This is a genomic window from Candidatus Contubernalis alkalaceticus (assembly GCF_022558445.1).
Lineage (GTDB): Bacteria > Bacillota > Dethiobacteria > SKNC01 > SKNC01 > Contubernalis > Contubernalis alkaliaceticus.
In genome coordinates this window covers 1,355,614-1,372,473 of the sequence record NZ_CP054699.1, presented here as the reverse complement: position 1 = coordinate 1,372,473, position 16,860 = coordinate 1,355,614, and the positions used below count along the sequence as shown (strand labels likewise).

Annotated in this window: 15 protein-coding genes; 2 read left to right on the top strand and 13 right to left on the bottom strand. The window is 42.4% G+C overall.

Annotated features, from left to right (window positions below):
• Nucleotides 1-2: 2 nt before the first annotated feature.
• From HUE98_RS06685 to nuoE, 11 genes are all read right to left on the bottom strand, one after another.
• Nucleotides 3-869, bottom strand: coding sequence for a Rossmann-like and DUF2520 domain-containing protein (locus tag HUE98_RS06685; RefSeq protein WP_241423076.1), 867 nt, complete (start codon nt 867-869; stop codon nt 3-5).
• A gap of 237 nt (nt 870-1,106) precedes the next feature.
• The gene (locus HUE98_RS06680; RefSeq protein WP_241423075.1) at nt 1,107-2,093 is read right to left on the bottom strand and encodes a M42 family metallopeptidase; all 987 of its coding nucleotides are present in this window, start codon (nt 2,091-2,093) and stop codon (nt 1,107-1,109) included.
• Nucleotides 2,077-3,117: a M42 family metallopeptidase gene (locus HUE98_RS06675; RefSeq protein ID WP_241423074.1), complete on the bottom strand. Its 1,041-nt coding sequence runs from the start codon at nt 3,115-3,117 to the stop codon at nt 2,077-2,079. The genes HUE98_RS06680 and HUE98_RS06675 overlap by 17 nt, the downstream gene beginning before the upstream one ends.
• Nucleotides 3,108-4,169, bottom strand: a complete 1,062-nt coding sequence (locus HUE98_RS06670; RefSeq protein WP_241423073.1) for a M42 family metallopeptidase — start codon at nt 4,167-4,169, stop codon at nt 3,108-3,110. The genes HUE98_RS06675 and HUE98_RS06670 overlap by 10 nt, the downstream gene beginning before the upstream one ends.
• 439 nt (nt 4,170-4,608) lie before the next feature.
• Nucleotides 4,609-6,384: an ABC transporter ATP-binding protein gene (locus HUE98_RS06665; protein WP_241423072.1), complete on the bottom strand. Its 1,776-nt coding sequence runs from the start codon at nt 6,382-6,384 to the stop codon at nt 4,609-4,611.
• Nucleotides 6,385-6,444: 60 nt separating this feature from the next.
• Nucleotides 6,445-8,184, bottom strand: a complete 1,740-nt coding sequence (locus HUE98_RS06660) for an ABC transporter ATP-binding protein (protein ID WP_241423071.1) — start codon at nt 8,182-8,184, stop codon at nt 6,445-6,447.
• Nucleotides 8,185-8,203: 19 nt separating this feature from the next.
• The gene (gene cimA, locus HUE98_RS06655; RefSeq protein ID WP_318036526.1) at nt 8,204-9,808 is read right to left on the bottom strand and encodes a citramalate synthase; all 1,605 of its coding nucleotides are present in this window, start codon (nt 9,806-9,808) and stop codon (nt 8,204-8,206) included.
• Between the two features lie 204 nt (nt 9,809-10,012).
• The gene (locus HUE98_RS06650) at nt 10,013-10,450 is read right to left on the bottom strand and encodes a universal stress protein (RefSeq protein WP_241423069.1); all 438 of its coding nucleotides are present in this window, start codon (nt 10,448-10,450) and stop codon (nt 10,013-10,015) included.
• 230 nt (nt 10,451-10,680) lie between these two features.
• A complete protein-coding gene (locus tag HUE98_RS06645) occupies nt 10,681-11,346 on the bottom strand; it encodes a 2Fe-2S iron-sulfur cluster-binding protein (RefSeq protein ID WP_241423068.1) in 666 nt (221 codons plus the stop codon).
• Nucleotides 11,343-13,259: an NADH-quinone oxidoreductase subunit NuoF gene (locus HUE98_RS06640; RefSeq protein ID WP_241423067.1), complete on the bottom strand. Its 1,917-nt coding sequence runs from the start codon at nt 13,257-13,259 to the stop codon at nt 11,343-11,345. Before HUE98_RS06640 ends, HUE98_RS06645 begins: the two co-directional genes overlap by 4 nt.
• On the bottom strand, nt 13,259-13,804 hold the full coding sequence (gene nuoE / locus HUE98_RS06635; RefSeq protein ID WP_241423066.1) for an NADH-quinone oxidoreductase subunit NuoE: 546 nt from the start codon (nt 13,802-13,804) through the stop codon (nt 13,259-13,261). Before nuoE ends, HUE98_RS06640 begins: the two co-directional genes overlap by 1 nt.
• 334 nt (nt 13,805-14,138) lie before the next feature.
• On the opposite strand from nuoE, the gene queF reads away from it, so the two are divergent.
• Entirely contained in the window at nt 14,139-14,525 is a 387-nt protein-coding gene (gene queF / locus HUE98_RS06630; RefSeq protein ID WP_241423065.1) for a preQ(1) synthase, read from the top strand.
• A 201-nt stretch (nt 14,526-14,726) separates the two neighbouring features.
• Here the strand turns inward: queF and HUE98_RS06625 are convergent, their stop codons facing one another.
• Nucleotides 14,727-15,371, bottom strand: coding sequence for a protein-L-isoaspartate(D-aspartate) O-methyltransferase (locus HUE98_RS06625; protein ID WP_241423064.1), 645 nt, complete (start codon nt 15,369-15,371; stop codon nt 14,727-14,729).
• A 66-nt stretch (nt 15,372-15,437) separates the two neighbouring features.
• Nucleotides 15,438-15,947, bottom strand: coding sequence for a nitrogenase-stabilizing/protective protein NifW (locus HUE98_RS06620; RefSeq protein WP_241423063.1), 510 nt, complete (start codon nt 15,945-15,947; stop codon nt 15,438-15,440).
• Nucleotides 15,948-16,135: 188 nt separating this feature from the next.
• On the opposite strand from HUE98_RS06620, the gene HUE98_RS06615 reads away from it, so the two are divergent.
• Entirely contained in the window at nt 16,136-16,843 is a 708-nt protein-coding gene (locus HUE98_RS06615; RefSeq protein ID WP_241423062.1) for a DUF421 domain-containing protein, read from the top strand.
• Nucleotides 16,844-16,860 lie beyond the last annotated feature (17 nt).

Here is a 16,860-nt window from a genome sequence, read left to right as displayed (position 1 = left end):
AACTACACCTCCAGAGCTTTCTGCAGCCGTTGGGCCTGCTTTTTATCTATACTACCCTTTTCCAGGGCAACCTTAACCGTATATTTCCCTAATTCCCCGTAAAGAGGAACACAATCAGGCATTTCCTTGTTCATCACCTTTAAATGGTCCCGGATGGTAGAATCATCCCCCCGGGAAATGGGCCCCGTTAACCCTTGAGGGACTCCTACTGTTTCAATGTTCTGCAGTGCTCCCGAGATTAGGGGAAGCATTGCCTTAAGAGCATTTTCCTTAGTTACCCCCAATTGTTCCATCATACTGAGTCCCAGACGTACAATAGCCACAAAATAATTAGAAACAACACAAGCCGAGGCATGATACAGAGGTTTCATTTCTGTTGGAATTTCCAGCAGATGCCCCTCCAAATCCGAAATTAATTTGCGAACAAAGAACAGGCCCTGTTCATCTCCTTCTACAGCAAAATAGGAGCCGGGAAGATTTCTAATCCCCGCCTCCGGTCCGGGTATCGTTTGCAGAGGATGTACAGACATTACCGATGCACCACTGGCCCGGGCAGATGATAATATCTCGGAACTGTGAGAACCACTAAAATGTATTACCAGGTCTCCTGCTTTAAAACCACCTTGTCGGGCTATGCTTTGGCATGATTCTTCAATGACTCGGTCAGGAGTAGTAATAAAAATAATATTGGCAGTCTCAAGCAGAGGAAATATTTCAGTATATCCTTCTGTACCAATAATTTCTGCGCCTCTTTGAGCAGATTCTCGGGTCCTGCTAATAACACCATCAACCTGTCGGCCTTTTTTCTTTAAAAGACACCCCAAGGTAATTCCCACGTTTCCTGCACCTACAATAGCTATGGACTCCACTTAATTTTCCTTCCTTTTTCTGAAATATTTTAAAAAAAATATACCTCCTCGACACAGTCAAGAAGGCATAGTACTCCGAAAAATAATAACGCTCCTTCTGTCCCGGTCCAACCGTTGGCTCCAGGCAGATCCATCGTTAGTATTAACTTATACATACATTTCACCTACGATTATATAGGGACATATGAAAATTTTCAAGAAAAAAATAAGAAAAAACAAATAATAAATGTTTTCTGATTATTCCAGAGGCTTTTCTAATATACTTTTTAACAGTTTTACACCATTAACCACATCATCGTAATCCACCATTTCCGAAGGAGTATGGATATAGCGGCAGGGTATAGACATTACACCAGAGGGCACTCCTTCTCTGCTTAAATGGATGGCTCCGGAATCTGTCCCACCCCTTTCTAAAATTTCCAACTGGTAAGGAATTCCTGCTTTTTCGGCGGCTTCTTCCATAATTTTTTTGATTTTTGGGTGAACTATGATTAATGTATCCTTTACCTTAACCGTAGGCCCTTTGCCCAAAGACACCGCCATGGTTTCGGATTCCGGAGTATCTCCGGTCCGGGTTACATCTACTGCCAGGCCGTAATCCGGCTTAATTCTATAAGCGGAAGTCCGGGCACCTCTAACCCCCACTTCCTCTTGAACCGTAAACACAAAGTACAAATCATTAGCCGGTGATTCTATTTCCTTTAACACCTGAATTAATAAGGCACAGCCAACCCGATCGTCTAATGCTTTAGAAATAATGCGCTTTCCCAGATCCTGAAAACCTCTCTGATAGACAGCCACATCCCCAATATTCACCTTTTCTTTCGCTTCTTTTTCATCAGAAGCACCGATATCAATATACAGTTTTTGAAAGTTTAAATCCTTCCAGCTGTCAATCTTCTCACATCCAATTGTACCTGCAGTCCCATTGGCAAAAACTACTCTTTCTCCCAGAAGAATATGGGGTGTAATTCCACCAACATTGGAAAATCTCAAGAAACCATTTTTATCCACAAAGGTTACCATAAGCCCCAGTTCATCCATATGGGCCGCCAACATTATTTTCTTCCCCGGCCCCTTTTTACGAGCAATTAAATTGCCCAGGCTGTCAACTTCGATTTCATCCACCAAAGGTTTTATTTTTTCCTGGATTACATTCCTGATTACTTCCTCCCTGCCGGAAGGACCATATATTTCTGTTAATTCCCTAATTAATTCCTTCATCATTAAATCCCCCTTCCGGTAAATTCATTAAGAAAGCCTCTACCAGTTTTTTAGTATTTTCTAAATCCTTAAAACTTGATATACCCGCAGGATTATGGATATAACGACAGGGCACTGAAACTACCGCCGAAGGAATACCTTCCCGGGTAAGGGCAATTCTGCCGGCATCAGTCCCGGCACCTGTAAAACGTCTGATCTGATAAGGGATACCTTTCTCCTCCGCCAGCTTTCTTAAAAAGCTGACCATACCCCGGTGGGCAATTACGGAGGCATCCATGATAGAAAGAGCAGGCCCTCTCCCTAACGTAGTAACATGGCCTTCCTCTTTAACTTCAGGTATGTCCGCTGCGGTTGTACCTTCCACCACTAAAGCCAAATCTGGTTTTATGCTGTAGGCCGCTGTCCCGGCACCCCTCATCCCTACCTCCTCTTGAACGCTAAAAACTCCATAAAAAGAAAAGGGGTAGTTATTCTTTTTTAACATTTCAATAAGGATAAAGCAGCCCACCCGATTATCCAAGGCTTTACCCTTAAAACAGTGGTCACCGATTTCCTCAAACCCAGTAGTAAATGAAACATAGTCTCCCAGTTTAACCTTTTTTTCTGCTTCATCCTGGCTTCTGGCACCAATATCAATATACATCTCTTCAATTTTAATAGATTTATTTCTTTCCTCCGGTTGTTGAAGGTGAATGGCTTTAGCTCCAATGACCCCAGGCACTTTTTGAGGCCCAATCTGAACCACCTTAGAGACCAAAACCCGGTCATCCAACCCTCCGACTTTGGAAAACCTCAGCAGTCCACTTCTCTCAAAACCCGCTACAATCATCCCCACCTCATCCATGTGGGCAACCACCATAAGGACAGGCCCGTCCTTTTCACCTTTTTTGTGCACAATCAGGTTGCCCAGGACATCCGTCCTGACTTCATCACAATAGGGACTGACCTCCTGCCGAATAATACTCCTTATTTCCTGTTCCCCGCCAGAAACTCCCGATGCCTCCGATAACACTTTTAATAGCATTCCATCAACTCCTTCAGTTCATCAATTTTTTGAGCAGCGATGAACCTTGCCAGCAGTCTGGCAGAATGTTTAATATCCTCCATGTTCAGTAATTCCACCGAGGTATGCATGTACCTGAGAGGTATGGATACCAGACCGGTGGCAATTCCCTGCCGGGATATCTGCAGCGCCCAGGCATCTGTGCCGGTGGGCCCTGGAGCAGTATCTGCCTGATAAGGAATCCGATATTCCTCTGCTGTTTCTTTCAACCTTTTGTATATAATTGGATGAATATTGGGACCTGTGGTGATTACAGTACCTTTGCCCAGGACAGATGTTTTATAATCCGGAACCCCGGGCATATCTCCATGACAAACATCGATAGCAATCCCTATATCCGGGGCTACTCCATAGGAGGACACAATAGCTCCCCGTACCCCTACCTCCTCCTGGACTGTGGCAACAGCAAAAACATCAGCTGAGTGCTTTAATCCCTGAAGCTCCTGCAGGCACTGCAGAACAACAGCAACACCGGCCCGGTCATCCATGGCTTTACCCGCCACCATCTGTTCTCCTAAACTAACAAAATCCCTCCGAATAGTGATTATATCCCCCACAGATACCACTTCCGTTACTTTTTCCTCCGAAAGCCCCAGGTCTATGTAGAGCTTATCCATCTTTACACCCTTATTCATTTCCTCTGGCTCTAAAATGTGAGGTGACTTGGCCCCAATGACACCAGAGCAATCTTTCTTCCCATGTACCAGCACCTCCTGGTTCAATAAAGACCTGGGATCAATACCTCCCACAGGAGAAATTCGTAAAAAACCGCCCTTTTCAATTTTTGAAACCATAAGGCCAATCTCATCCATATGGGCGGCCAACATAATCTTCATTCGGTCAGACCCGTTATCCGTGCCCCTTTTAAGGGCAATTACGTTTCCCAGGGCATCCCGGTTGACCTGGTGGCAATACTTTTTAAATTCAGCAGCCACAATTTCCGCCACCCCGTCTTCATATCCGGAAACACCGGGTGTTGTTGATATTTTTTGCAGGAAATCTTTAATATCCACCGGTTAACTCCTTCCTACCCCTATAAGGAATAATTTTCTTTTAACCACGTATATTCTATAAAAATTGTAAATACCCCTTTTAGTATGGAAATTTATTATTAAAATTATTTTTATCCAAAAGTCCCTGGGGATATACGCTATTCTCTTTTCCCAGCCAGTTTTTATTTTTTACAAAAAAAAAGAAACCAGTTAAGGCCTTCGATATAATAATTGATAATTCCGGATAGAATAATTCCGGGGATAATTCCGGTAATTCCGGTAATTCCGGGGGTAATTCCAATTCCGGGGCGAATTCCGGGGACACCATACTTAATTATTAATTCCCTTCCAGTTTATCCTGATCCCCTTGTCTTATTTAATAATTAAGTATGGTGTCCCCGGAATTACGGTCAATTTTAATTTGTTTGGGAACAAAAAAAATTCCAGTTCATACCTTATACTATTCCATCAACTGCATATCTAAAAGATCCTTGTAAAGGCCAGGGACAGAAACCAGTTCCTGGTGACTGCCCTGCTGAACCACCCTACCCTGATCCATGACCAGAATCTTGTCGGCACTCCTGATGGTAGAAAGTCGATGAGCAATAATAAAAGAAGTCCGTTTTGAAGTTATCGCCTTTAGAGCACTGCGGATACTGAGCTCAGTATGGGTATCCACACTGGAGGTAGCTTCATCCAAAATCATAATTTTAGGGTCCCTCAAAAGTACCCGGGCAAAGCTGATTAGCTGACGCTGCCCCATGGAAAAGTTGCTTCCCCTTTCCTCAACCTTTGTATCATACCCTTCAGGTAGAGAAGAAATAAAATCATGAATATAAACCGTGCCGGCAGCCTGCTCCACTTCACTGACACTGGCACCAGGCCTGCCATAACGAATATTATCTTTTATGGTACCGGAAAATAATAGGGCATCCTGCAGAGCCAGGCCTATCTGCTCCCGTAAGGAAACCACTTTAACCTTTTTTAGGTCATAATCGTCAATTTTGACAGAACCCTTTTGGGGGTCATAAAACCTGCACAAAAGACTGACCAGGGTAGTCTTACCAGCACCGGTGGGACCTACCAACGCCACAGTCTGTCCAGGTTCCACAGTTATGGTTATATCTTCTAAAACATTTTTCCCCTCTTGGTAGGCGAAAGATACTGCCTTAAATTCAACCCTCCCTTTAATTTCCGGCAGTTTTAAGGCTCTAAAATCCTCCTTTACATTGGGTTCCGCGTCCATAATTTGAAAATATTTTTCCCCCGCCGCCATGGCTGATTGAAAATTATTATATATCTGGCTCAAATCCCTCAAAGGAGAATAAAAACGGGTAAGATAATCCAGAAACAAATACAGGGTTCCGATTTGAATCGCCCCTCGAATCACCTCACGACCCCCAAACCAAATCAACAGCGCCATACCCAATGCCCCTACCACCTCCACCACCGGAAGATAAATGGCAAACAACCCCGCTGCCCTGATATTAGCTTTCAGATTCTTATGATTAATCAATGAAAAAACTTTGGAATTTTCACCCTCCCGGGCAAAACTCTGCACCACCTTAAACCCGCTGATGTTTTCCTGCAGGAAAGAGTTCACCTCTGCCATTTTGCTGCGCACTTCCCGGTAGGCTTCAATTACATGATTCCTAAAAAGAGTGCTGACCAGCAGAAAAAAAGGAAAGGTAACCAGGCTCACCACCGTCAACAGCAGATGCTCAGATAACATGATGATGATTATACCCACCAGCACAATCAAATCTCCTGCAATATGCACAACTCCCCAGGTGATGAATTCATTCAAAGCATCAATATCATTAATAACCCTAGACATGATTTCACCCGTGGAACGACGGTCATAGAATTTAAAACCCAACCCCTGCAGTTTTTCAAAAAGAGCCTGTCGTAGATTAAAAATTACCCTCTGTCCAACCCAGGACATTAAATAATTCTGCCAGTACGAACTGAACCAGTTTATGAAATAAGTAAGGGCATAAAGAAAGGTGAGCATATTTAAAAGATTATAATCAAATGTAAGAATAGCAGAGTCTATAGCCACCTTAATGATATAAGGTCCGGCCAGGGCAGTAACTGTAGCCATAAGCATCATCATTGAGGCCAGCAGTACCCTCCCCCGGTAAGGCCACACATGCCCAAGCAGACGGAAAAGAATACGGTAATTAACTTTTTCAGGTTTTTCCTGATATCCCAAATCAGAAACATGCAGATCCATTGATACAATTCCTTCCCTTATATCAGATTATCTCTCTTCTGGTAAGTCTCTCCTTACCCTTTATGAAGCCGAAGGTTCCAGACCATAATACTGCATTTTATATATTTGGGCATAACGGCCGCCAGCCTGAATTAACTCATGATGACTTCCCTGTTCCACGATTTCCCCCTGGTCCAAAACCACTATCCTATCTGCACTCTTCAGGCTGGAAAGCCTCTGGGCCACCATAAAAACAGTCTTCCCCTTCATTAGTACACTCAAAGCCTTTCGGACCAAATACTCTGTTCCGGCATCAATGTTTGCCGTAATATCATCCAGTATTAATATTTGAGGGTCTACCAGCAGAGTACGAGCTATGGATATCCGCTGTTTTTGCCCACCCGACAACCCCAGGCCCCTTTCCCCGATTACCGTTTGGTACCCTTGCGGTAAGGAATCAATAAAATCATGAATCTGTGCTGCTTTGGCGGCCTTAATAATTTCATCCTCTGAAGCATGAGGTTTCCCAAAGGCAATATTTTCAGCCAGGGAAGCAGAAAAGAGAAAGCTTTCCTGGAAAACAATCCCTATATTCTTTCTCAAGGATTTAAGGGTAATAGATTTAATGTCCCTGCCGTCCAGCAAAATTGTTCCCTGTTGAGTATCGTAGAAACGGGGGATCAGCTCAACCATGGCACTCTTCCCACAACCTGTAGCGCCTACCAGGGCAGTCACCTGACCGGGGGCTACCTGTAAATTTATATCCTTCAGAACCAGCTTGTTTTCTTCATATCCAAAACTAACCCCATTGAATTCCACAGAACCTTTTACCTCTTCTAAGGTTAAAGCATCGGGCAGATCCCTAATCTCCGGCTGGGAATCCAAAATTTCAAATATTCTTTCCCCGGAACTAACCGCCCTCTGAATCAGGCTGATAATCCAACCCAGCATCCGGAGAGGCATAACCAAAAGCAGGAGATAACTGTTAAAGGCAATCAATTCCCCCAACAGCAGTTGTCCAGATATAACCAACCTTCCACCATACCAAAATATAAGGGCTGTGCCTAATCCCGACACAAAATGCATCAGGGGCAGGTAAAAAGACCAGAGCTTTGCTGTGAAGACATTAGAAAGGAATAACTTTTTATTTTGTTCCCGGAACTTTTTGGCTTCACCTTCTTCCCGGGTATTGGTCTGCACCAGCCTGATCCCGGCAATGTTCTCCTGTAAAACCGAACTGAGCTGGGCAACATCCTGCTGAATTTCAGAAAAAGCTGGTTTTACCCTCCTGGCAAACTTCCCTACGGTAATGATTAAAAAAGGAATACTGGCTAAGGAAACTAGTGCCAACTGTGGATGCATAAAAAGCATTACGGTTAAAATCCCCACAATAGTAAGAAAGCTTTGGAGAAAATGTATCACCCCAAAATCCAAAAACCGCCGCAGAGTTTCCACATCGCTGGTAACTCTAGACATCAGCTGGCCGGTGGATATTTTTCCTAAATAGCTTAAGGAAAGACGCTGAAGATGGCTGTAAAGTTTGTTCCTTAAGTCAAATATCACCTTTTGGGCCACAAATTCCATAGAATACCGCTGGAGAAAAATAAAAACTGCCTTAATAAGGTGAACCCCCACAACCCCTACTGCAATTAAATATAGTAAATTCATTTGTTTTTCCAGAGCCACCTGGTCAATGACAACCCTAATCAGCTGGGGGATGATTAAATTAGCCGCCATCACAAAAAGGGCGGCAATAAAAGATACTGCCACCCAATTCCTGTATGGTAAAAGAAGTTTTAATAATTTTTTTAAGACATCCATAAAATCACCAAATATTTATTTATTTATTTAATTCTTTCAGCACTTCCTGGGCTTTAATCTCCTCCCTGAGAAGTCCATATTCTATACTATCCACCAGGGCCAGCCAGCTGGCTTCAATTATATTAGGCGAAACCCCCACTGTACCCCATCTCTTTTTGTCATCGCTGGACTCTATAAGTACCCTAACCTTTGAGCCCGTCCCATCCTGACCATCCAGCACCCGAACCTTATAATCTTCCAGTTTAATCTTATTAATCTCCGGATAAATTTCTTCTAGGGCTTTGCGCAGCGCATTATCCAGGGCATTAACCGGGCCATTTCCTTCAGAAGCAGTGTGAACCCTATGCTCATCCACTTTAACCTTGATTGTAGCTTCAGAAATCAGGGGACTATCTTTCCGCTTTTCAACAATTACCCTAAATCCCTCCAGCTCAAACAAATTACGGTACGAATTCATCGCTTTCCAAATCAACAGTTCAAAAGAGCCCTCGGCCCCTTCAAATTGATATCCCTGGTACTCCAGTCTTTTAATCAATTCTAATATCTTTTTAATCTCCGGATGATCCTTCTCCAGCGTGAAATTATTTTCTCTGACTTTGTACAGCACATTACTCTTACCAGAAAGTTCAGATACCAGGATCCTCCGCTGGTTTCCCACCCGGTTGGGGTCAATATGTTCATACGCCTTTCCGTATTTACTTACTGCACTGACATGCACCCCTGCTTTATGAGCAAAGGCATTATTCCCCACAAAGGGCTGTGATCCCTGATGACTCAGGTTGGCAATCTCAGATACATACCGTGATGCTCCTGTGAGACTTTTCAACTGTCCCTCTCCGATACAGTCAATGTTTAATTTTAGTTCAAGATTGGGGATAATGGTACACAGGTTAGCATTCCCGCACCTCTCCCCGTACCCGTTAAAAGTACCCTGAATATGGCGTAATCCCATCTGGGCAGCAATTATAGAATTAGCCGCAGCCATACCGGAATCGTTATGGGCATGCATTCCCAGAGGTGCCTGAATTTTCATCTTTACCTCAGTAATAATCTCCATCAACTCCAGGGGAAGAATGCCACCATTGGTATCACACAAAACAATGGTATCCGCACCTGCCTCCTGAGCAGCTTCAAGTGTTGACAGCGCATACTGCGGATTATTTTTATAACCATCAAAAAAATGTTCAGCATCATAAATAACTTCTTTTTTCTTACTCTTTAAATACCCAATAGTATCTGTAATCATATTCAAGTTCTCTTTTAAAGTGGCCCCTAAAATATTGGTCACTTGAAAATCCCAGCTTTTCCCAAAAATAGTAATCACTTGGGTGCCGGCAGCTAATAACTGCTCAATATTGGGATCAAAGGTAACATCAATATCTGGTCTTCGGGTACTTCCAAAGGCTGTTACTTTGACATTTATTAAGGGTATCTCCTGAATCCTTTGAAAATATTCCATATCTTTTGGATTAGAACCGGGCCATCCCCCCTCAACATAGGAAATACCCAACTGGTCTAATTTTTGAGTTATTTTTATCTTATCTGAAACTGAAAAGGAAATACCCTCCCTTTGAGCCCCATCCCGCAGAGTAGTGTCATATATCTTAAGAGCAGTCAACTCCATTAACCTCCTTTGGAAAACAACCGTTCTGTATTGATTTATTATACTATACCCATTGATAGTTGTCTATTACACATCTTGGCATAACCCTTCCAATACTCCAAAGGGTACGGCAGCCTTCCATTTCCTAAGGGTGTCCCAAATTAGCGACCTATCACAAATAAAAAGACTCCCCACATTAAAGGAGAGCCCGATATTTTTAATCAACTAATGTTTAACCACCAGAACCGGAATACTAGAATAATTAACAACTTTGGTGGAAACACTCCCCATCAAAAACCTTTTTACTCCGGTAGCACCCAGTGAGCCCATGACAATCATATCAACTCTGGCTCTTTCAGCTGTGTCAATAATTTGATCTGCAGGATCGCCCAACTTTACACAGGCATCCACCTTTACATTAGTTCCTTCTATGCAATTCTTTGCCTTATTAAGTACTATGTTTCCTGTTTCATTTAGGACCTCAGGGTCATCCGTAATAAATTCTGAAATTTCAAATTCGTTAACATTAGGCCTTGAGACAATTCTTCTCTGAACATTTAACAAAAACAGAGTGCTGTCTTCATATTTTTCAGCAATATCCTTGGCCATCTGCAGGGCTGCGGAACAATAATTTGAACCATCCACAGGAACTAATATTTTCATAAAAAAACCTCCTTTTATAATTGGTTATCCGCTAATCTATTATAGAATATTATACCATAGTAAAAATAAAAATTAAACTTATAATACACAGCATTCCTTTTAATTTATCCATAATTTATCCATAATTTACCCATACATTAAACTAACGTATTACACAGTATAAATATTTCTTTTATATGGATATATACTTTTTACCACCCCCATAACACAATACAGATAAAGAAAACATATTATTTGATAGAAACCTCAAGGTTCTTTTTAAAGCTAAGGGCCCCTACCGGGCAGACTTTAACACACTCCCCACACTGAGTACAGGTAGAATCTACCAGCAGTTTATCACCAAAAGTAGATACCTTCCTCTTAATTCCTCGCATTGAAAATCCGATGGCTCCGACTAAAGCAGCATGATGATCTACCCAAACACAGCGTCCACAGAGCACACACCTGTTACGGTCCAGCACAAAAACATCGGTACTATCATCCACAGGATAATCCTTTTCCAGCATTTCCAAACGCTTTGGAGTAAGTTTTAGCTTTCTCTCTTTAGCAATCCGCTGAAGCTTACAGGACTTATTCTTAGGACATTTGCTGCAGCCCAGTAGGTGGTCCGAGAGCAGAAGTTCAAAAGCAGTTTGCACCAGTCTATCCACTTGGGGGCTTCTAGTCCTTACCACCATACCTTCAGTCACCGGCTGGGTACAGGAGGTGACCGGCTGACACATCCCTTCTACCTCCACAAAACATAAACGACAGCTGGCTGAAGGCCGGGCTTTTTCTTTCATAGCACAGAGATTAGGTATATATATATCATTTTCCAGGGCAGCCCACAAAAGCATACTGCCTTCCTCTGCATTTATTTGTTTTCCGTCAATGGTAATGGTAACTATTGTGTTCATGCGTTCTCCTTCTCCAACTCCTCCACCACTTCCGGTGGGGATACTTTAATTATGGCATCATACTCCGGCGGACAAGCAGCGGGACAGCTGTTGCATTTTACACATTTGTCCAGATCAATCGCCTTTAAACCATCATCCCGGGTAAAAATTGCTTCCACCGGACAGCTGCCTACACAGGCGCTGCACAATTTACTGCACTTCTTGGGCACAATATAAAAGTTAATTAGCTCCTGACACATCAATGCCGGGCATCGTTTCCCCTCAATGTGCTCCACATATTCATCCATGAAATAACGCAGTGTAGTAAGCACCGGATTGGGAGCCGTTTTCCCCAGGCCGCACAATGAACCGTTCTTTATATCCAGGGCCAGTTCTCCCAAAATTTCAATATGCTCCATCTCACCCTGCCCTATGGTGATTCTCTTCAAAATATCCAGCATATGTTTGGTCCCCAGTCGGCAGAAGGTACATTTGCCGCAGGATTCTTTTTGAGTAAAATCCAAAAAGAAACGGGCAATTTCTACCATACAGTCATTTTCATCTAAAACAACCAGTCCCCCTGAACCCATAACTGCCCCGGCCTCCTGCAGGGAATCAAAATCTATAGGGATATCCAGAGCTGACTCCGGCAGACACCCACCGGAAGGACCTCCGATTTGTACTGCTTTAAATTCCTTTTCCTTGCGTATGCCTCCCCCTACGTCAAAAACCAGAGTTCTTAGGGTTGTTCCCATAGGAACCTCAACCAAACCAGTATTTTCTACCTTGCCCACTAGCGCAAACACAGCAGTACCCGGACTATCCGGAGTGCCAATACCTTTAAACCAATCCACCCCTTTGCGCAGGATATGAGGGACGTATGAAAGGGTCTTTACATTATTGATGATGGATGGTTTCCCCCTGAACCCTTCCACAGCCGGATAGGGAGGCCGATGCCGAGGCATTCCGGTCTTCCCTTCCATGGAATTAATCAAAGCGGTTTCTTCACCGCAGACAAAGGCGCCTGAGCCCAAAAAAACTTCTATATCAAAATCAAATCCGGTATCCAATATATTCTCACCCAACAGTCCTTTTTCCCGAGCCTGTTTGAGAGCAGTATTAATCCTCCTTACAGCCTGGGGATATTCCGAACGTACATATATAAAACCCTGGGAAGCTCCCACCGCATAACCACTAATCATCAAACCTTCTATCACCTGATGAGGATTGGATTCCAGAATACTCCTATCCATAAAAGCTCCCGGGTCACCTTCATCAGCATTGCAGATCACATATTTAACCGGGCCAATGGCATTTCTGCAAATTTCCCACTTTGTCCCTGTAGAAAAACCTGCTCCGCCCCTTCCCCTGAGATTGGATTCTTTAATCATCTCCACCACATCGCCTGGCTCCTTACCCAAGGCATTAACCAGAGCATGATAACCATCAACAGCAATATACTGATCAATATCCTCCGGGTCAATCAAACCACACTGCTCAAGAATTACCTTTTCCTCGAATACCCCCCTGGGAAAATCAGAAAAAGTGGGAAACTCATCGTTGGGATCCAGAGCTGCCAGGGCAAATTCGTAACAAGGGTCATCCCCAATCAAAAAATCTTCCACCAATCGTCTAGAAAGCCCCTCATCCACATTCCCATAAGAAAGGGAAGGAAAACCCGGTTTGGATATAATAATTAAAGGTTCCGCATAACAGTGGCCGATACAACCCACCTCTACAACCTCTGCATTTATATTCTTATGCTTAATCTCTTCTATAAAGGCTTCCCTAACATCAATAGCTCCGGCCGCCTTGCCGCAAGTGGCTGTCCCCACCATAACGATGGTTTTATCTTCCCGGGCACTATTTATCTCTTCGGCCTTTGATTTCAAATCCGTATATATTTTTTCTGCCCCTTGATTTATATTACTCATTATTCCTGACCCTCTCCCTTTTCCTCCTGCTGCTCCTGTTTTTTATCCTTACCAGTATTCTCAAAAGCCAGCAGAATTCCATCTACCCGGGTAGGTGTCACCTTCCCGTCTACATAATCATCAACCACAACCACCGGAGCAATGGCACAGCAGCCTACACAGGCAACCCTCTCCAGGCTGAATTTGCGATCCAGAGTAGTTTCACCTTCAACAATTTCTAACCGCCGCTCAAAAGAATCCAGTATAATCTGTCCTCCGATCATATGACAGGCAGTACCCATACATACTTTAATCTCATGGTCTCCAGGGGGATTTAAGCGTAATTGATTATAAAAAGTGACAATACCGTATACTGAGACTGCCGGTACCCCCAAAGCATCAGCAATTATTTCCATAGCTAATTCGGGAACATACCCCAATTTTTGTTGAACCTCCTGAAGCATCGGCACAAGATTTTCACAGTTGTGCTTATGCTGACCCAGTATTTCAGAAACCTGAGATATAATTACTTCTTTTTCCTCTGCTGACAGTTCCAAGTCAAACATTCCCTTCTATCCGGATAAATAACCTTTTTCATTATAACACACTAAAATACTTAAAAATCAGAAAATTAAAATTTGTCCCTACTAACATGTTTACTTTCGACACACATATTTAATTTCCTTCGTAAAAAGCTTAAAATAAACCTGTTAAACAATGATTTTTCTATGGTTATCTCCCCTCTAAGCCTTTCCACAGGTCACCCTTTGCTTTATAATGTAAGTGGTTTATAATTAAAGTAATTACAAATTGCCAATGTTATCAAGAAGTTGTCAAAAAAACCGTCCCCTTGACAACAATCAAAAACAATAAGCCTGAAAACAATAAGGAGGGTGCCCCATGGAACGCAGATATGATATAGAAGGGCCTGAAGTAGTTGACAAAGAAGTTTTAGAGGTCATTGATTTTGAGTATCCAGGAACTTATTCTACCGTAGAGATTTCAACACAAGAGTTTACCTCGGTATGCCCTTGGTCAGGTTTGCCAGACTTTGGGGAAATATTTATCGAATACGTTCCCAATATACATTTAATTGAATTGAAATCCCTTAAATTTTATCTCCTTTCCTTCAGAAATGTAGGAATTCTTCAAGAACATGCCGCCAATAAAATATTAAAAGACCTGGTTGAAACCTGCGATCCCTTGGAAATGAAGGTCACCGGTTACTTCAGCCTGAGGGGAGGTCTTAAAACAAAAGTTACAGTGAAATATAATAAAGAAAAATAGTGAACTCGTTTCAGCAAGCTAAAAACATCGAGGAATCAGGTGGAGACTCTACTCCACCTGATTAAAAGCCCCACCTACGCTAACGCTTAGAGGTGGGGTCTTATACCCTAAAAAAAGAGATAAAAATAAAAAGAGATTAAAAGGTCCGGAGAAAAACCTCCGGACCAGGGCATTTACCTATTTACCTTTCTCTTTTCTTGGTTATGAATCCCAACCCTCTTCTCCCAAAAGGGGCACAAAGCGGCAGTCCCCCAAATTAATAGTTTTCATCTCTCCATCCAATGTCTTTACCAAAAGCATCAATTTTTGAAAATACCTGTCCCCTACAGGGATCACCATTCTGCCCTGGGGAGAAAGCTGCTCCAATAAAGAGGGAGGAACCTGAGGACTGGCTGCCGTTACCATGATAGCGTCGTAGGGAGCATTTTTTTTCCAACCCTTGGTACCGTCACCTACTTTTACCTGAACATTCTCATATCCTAAATTTTTCAATTTTTTATCTGCAGCCTTGGCCAGCGCAGACACTTTCTCAACACTATACACCTGCCCGGCCAGGTTGGCCAATATGGCTGTCTGGTACCCCGACCCTGTACCGATTTCCATCACCCGGTCGGTCTTTTTTATTTCCAATGCCTCTGTCATCAAGGCAACAATATAGGGTTGAGAAATAGTTTGTCCATGACCAATGGGAAGAGGTCCATCTGCGTAAGCATAGTCATTGTCCTCATCCTGTACAAATTCCTGCCTGGGGACCTGGCGAAAGGACTCCAGCACCTTTTCATCTTTAATACCCCGGTTAACCAGCTGTTTGGCAATCATCTTCTCTCTTTGCTGCTCACTAATCAAAAACCCCTCCTCTAAAAAAAGAAAAGTGCTTCTTTTTAAAAGCACTTTTCTGATAAATGAACTTCCTTACCTGTAAGTTATAGTATCCTTATAGGCATTTACCAGCAGCTGCTTTTGTATCTCCGCAATTTCCTGTGCGGAAAACTTTTTAGTATGGTTCATATCCAAAAAATGCTTATAGTATGAAAGAAACTGTTCCATCACTTCAAAATTATTTTCTCTCACGACCTTAGGGTTATAATCCACCTGTGCCCTTTCTAAATATTGTTCTGCCAAAAAACACCCATCAAAATAGTTAAACTCATTAAACCTGAGCTTGCTCTTTCTCGGTATTACCGGTTTTACTGATTGAATATACCAGGTGAGGTCCTGCTCTAATCCTAATTTTATTTTGAGTTCTTTATTAAGCTCAGGGTTGTTTTTGAGCTCATTTATTACATCATCCAATTCACTGTCATTTTCACGATAATAGGACATGGGTTTTGGAAGATTTAAGAACACAAATATATCAGAACGAGGATCTGCCTTTTCATTCGAAACCTGGATTTTCACCCGTTTCACCATGACTCCCTCCATCTGATTCCCCTCCAAAAATAAATTGAAAAACTTCTTATATACTAATTCTTCGAAGGAAGAAAGTTTTCCTTCTATTATTATAAGCAATATTTGTAAAAAAACTTTAATCCTTTGTTATAAAAACAAATCATATTATTAATTATTATGGGGGAATTTATTTATAATGTCTTTTCTATAGGAGAAAATCAGTGGATTTTTTAAATATATTTTTTCGTGTGGTCACAGTTTTAATCGTTTTCCAGATAGTAATATTGATTATGGGTAAAAGACAAATTGGCCAACTCCAGGTCTTTGATTTTATTATTGCCATTACCATTGGTTCTGTGGCCGGTGCAGATATCGCGGACCCTTCTGTGGAGCACCTGCCCACGGTATTTGCGATTATAGTTTTGGGAGCTTTTCAATGGCTGTTCAGTAAAGCAGTCATCAAATACCGCTCCTTTGGTCATTTCACTACCTTTGAACCTACCATAGTCATTCAGAACGGCAAAATACTCAATAAACGATTAAAAGAGATACGCTTTTCCTTAGATACCCTTCTAGAACTTTTACGGGGAAAAGGGGTATTCCGGGTAAATGAAGTAGAATTTGCCCTCATTGAGGCCAACGGCACTCTAAGCGTTTTAAGAAAATCCCAGTATGAATCAGTACAGCCATCGGACCTTCAGATTTCCACGGATTATAATGGTCTGTCTACTCCACTGATTGTAGAGGGCAGGATACACCTAAATTCTCTAAAACAGCTAAATCTTAATGAAAACTGGCTGCGGAAAGAACTAAGTAAACTTGGAATCAACTGTGAAAAAGAAGTATTTTATGGAGAAATTGACAGCCAGGGTCAGCTGCATATTTCACCTTACCAATCTTCAGTAGTTAACCAGGACTTGCGTCTCTAGCCAAAAAAATACAAAAT

Excerpts from the sequence above, each read along its gene's own strand:
- HUE98_RS06680 (WP_241423075.1), bottom strand. The coding sequence starts at position 2,093 with ATGAAGGAATTAATTAGGGAATTAACAGAAATATATGGTCCTTCCGGC.
- HUE98_RS06675 (WP_241423074.1), bottom strand. The coding sequence starts at position 3,117 with ATGCTATTAAAAGTGTTATCGGAGGCATCGGGAGTTTCTGGCGGGGAA.
- HUE98_RS06665 (WP_241423072.1), bottom strand. The coding sequence starts at position 6,384 with ATGGATCTGCATGTTTCTGATTTGGGATATCAGGAAAAACCTGAAAAA.
- HUE98_RS06660 (WP_241423071.1), bottom strand. The coding sequence starts at position 8,184 with ATGGATGTCTTAAAAAAATTATTAAAACTTCTTTTACCATACAGGAAT.
- cimA (WP_318036526.1), bottom strand. The coding sequence starts at position 9,808 with ATGGAGTTGACTGCTCTTAAGATATATGACACTACTCTGCGGGATGGG.
- HUE98_RS06650 (WP_241423069.1), bottom strand. The coding sequence starts at position 10,450 with ATGAAAATATTAGTTCCTGTGGATGGTTCAAATTATTGTTCCGCAGCC.
- HUE98_RS06645 (WP_241423068.1), bottom strand. The coding sequence starts at position 11,346 with ATGAACACAATAGTTACCATTACCATTGACGGAAAACAAATAAATGCA.
- HUE98_RS06640 (WP_241423067.1), bottom strand. The coding sequence starts at position 13,259 with ATGAGTAATATAAATCAAGGGGCAGAAAAAATATATACGGATTTGAAA.
- nuoE (WP_241423066.1), bottom strand. The coding sequence starts at position 13,804 with ATGTTTGACTTGGAACTGTCAGCAGAGGAAAAAGAAGTAATTATATCT.
- queF (WP_241423065.1), top strand. The coding sequence starts at position 14,139 with ATGGAACGCAGATATGATATAGAAGGGCCTGAAGTAGTTGACAAAGAA.
- HUE98_RS06620 (WP_241423063.1), bottom strand. The coding sequence starts at position 15,947 with ATGGAGGGAGTCATGGTGAAACGGGTGAAAATCCAGGTTTCGAATGAA.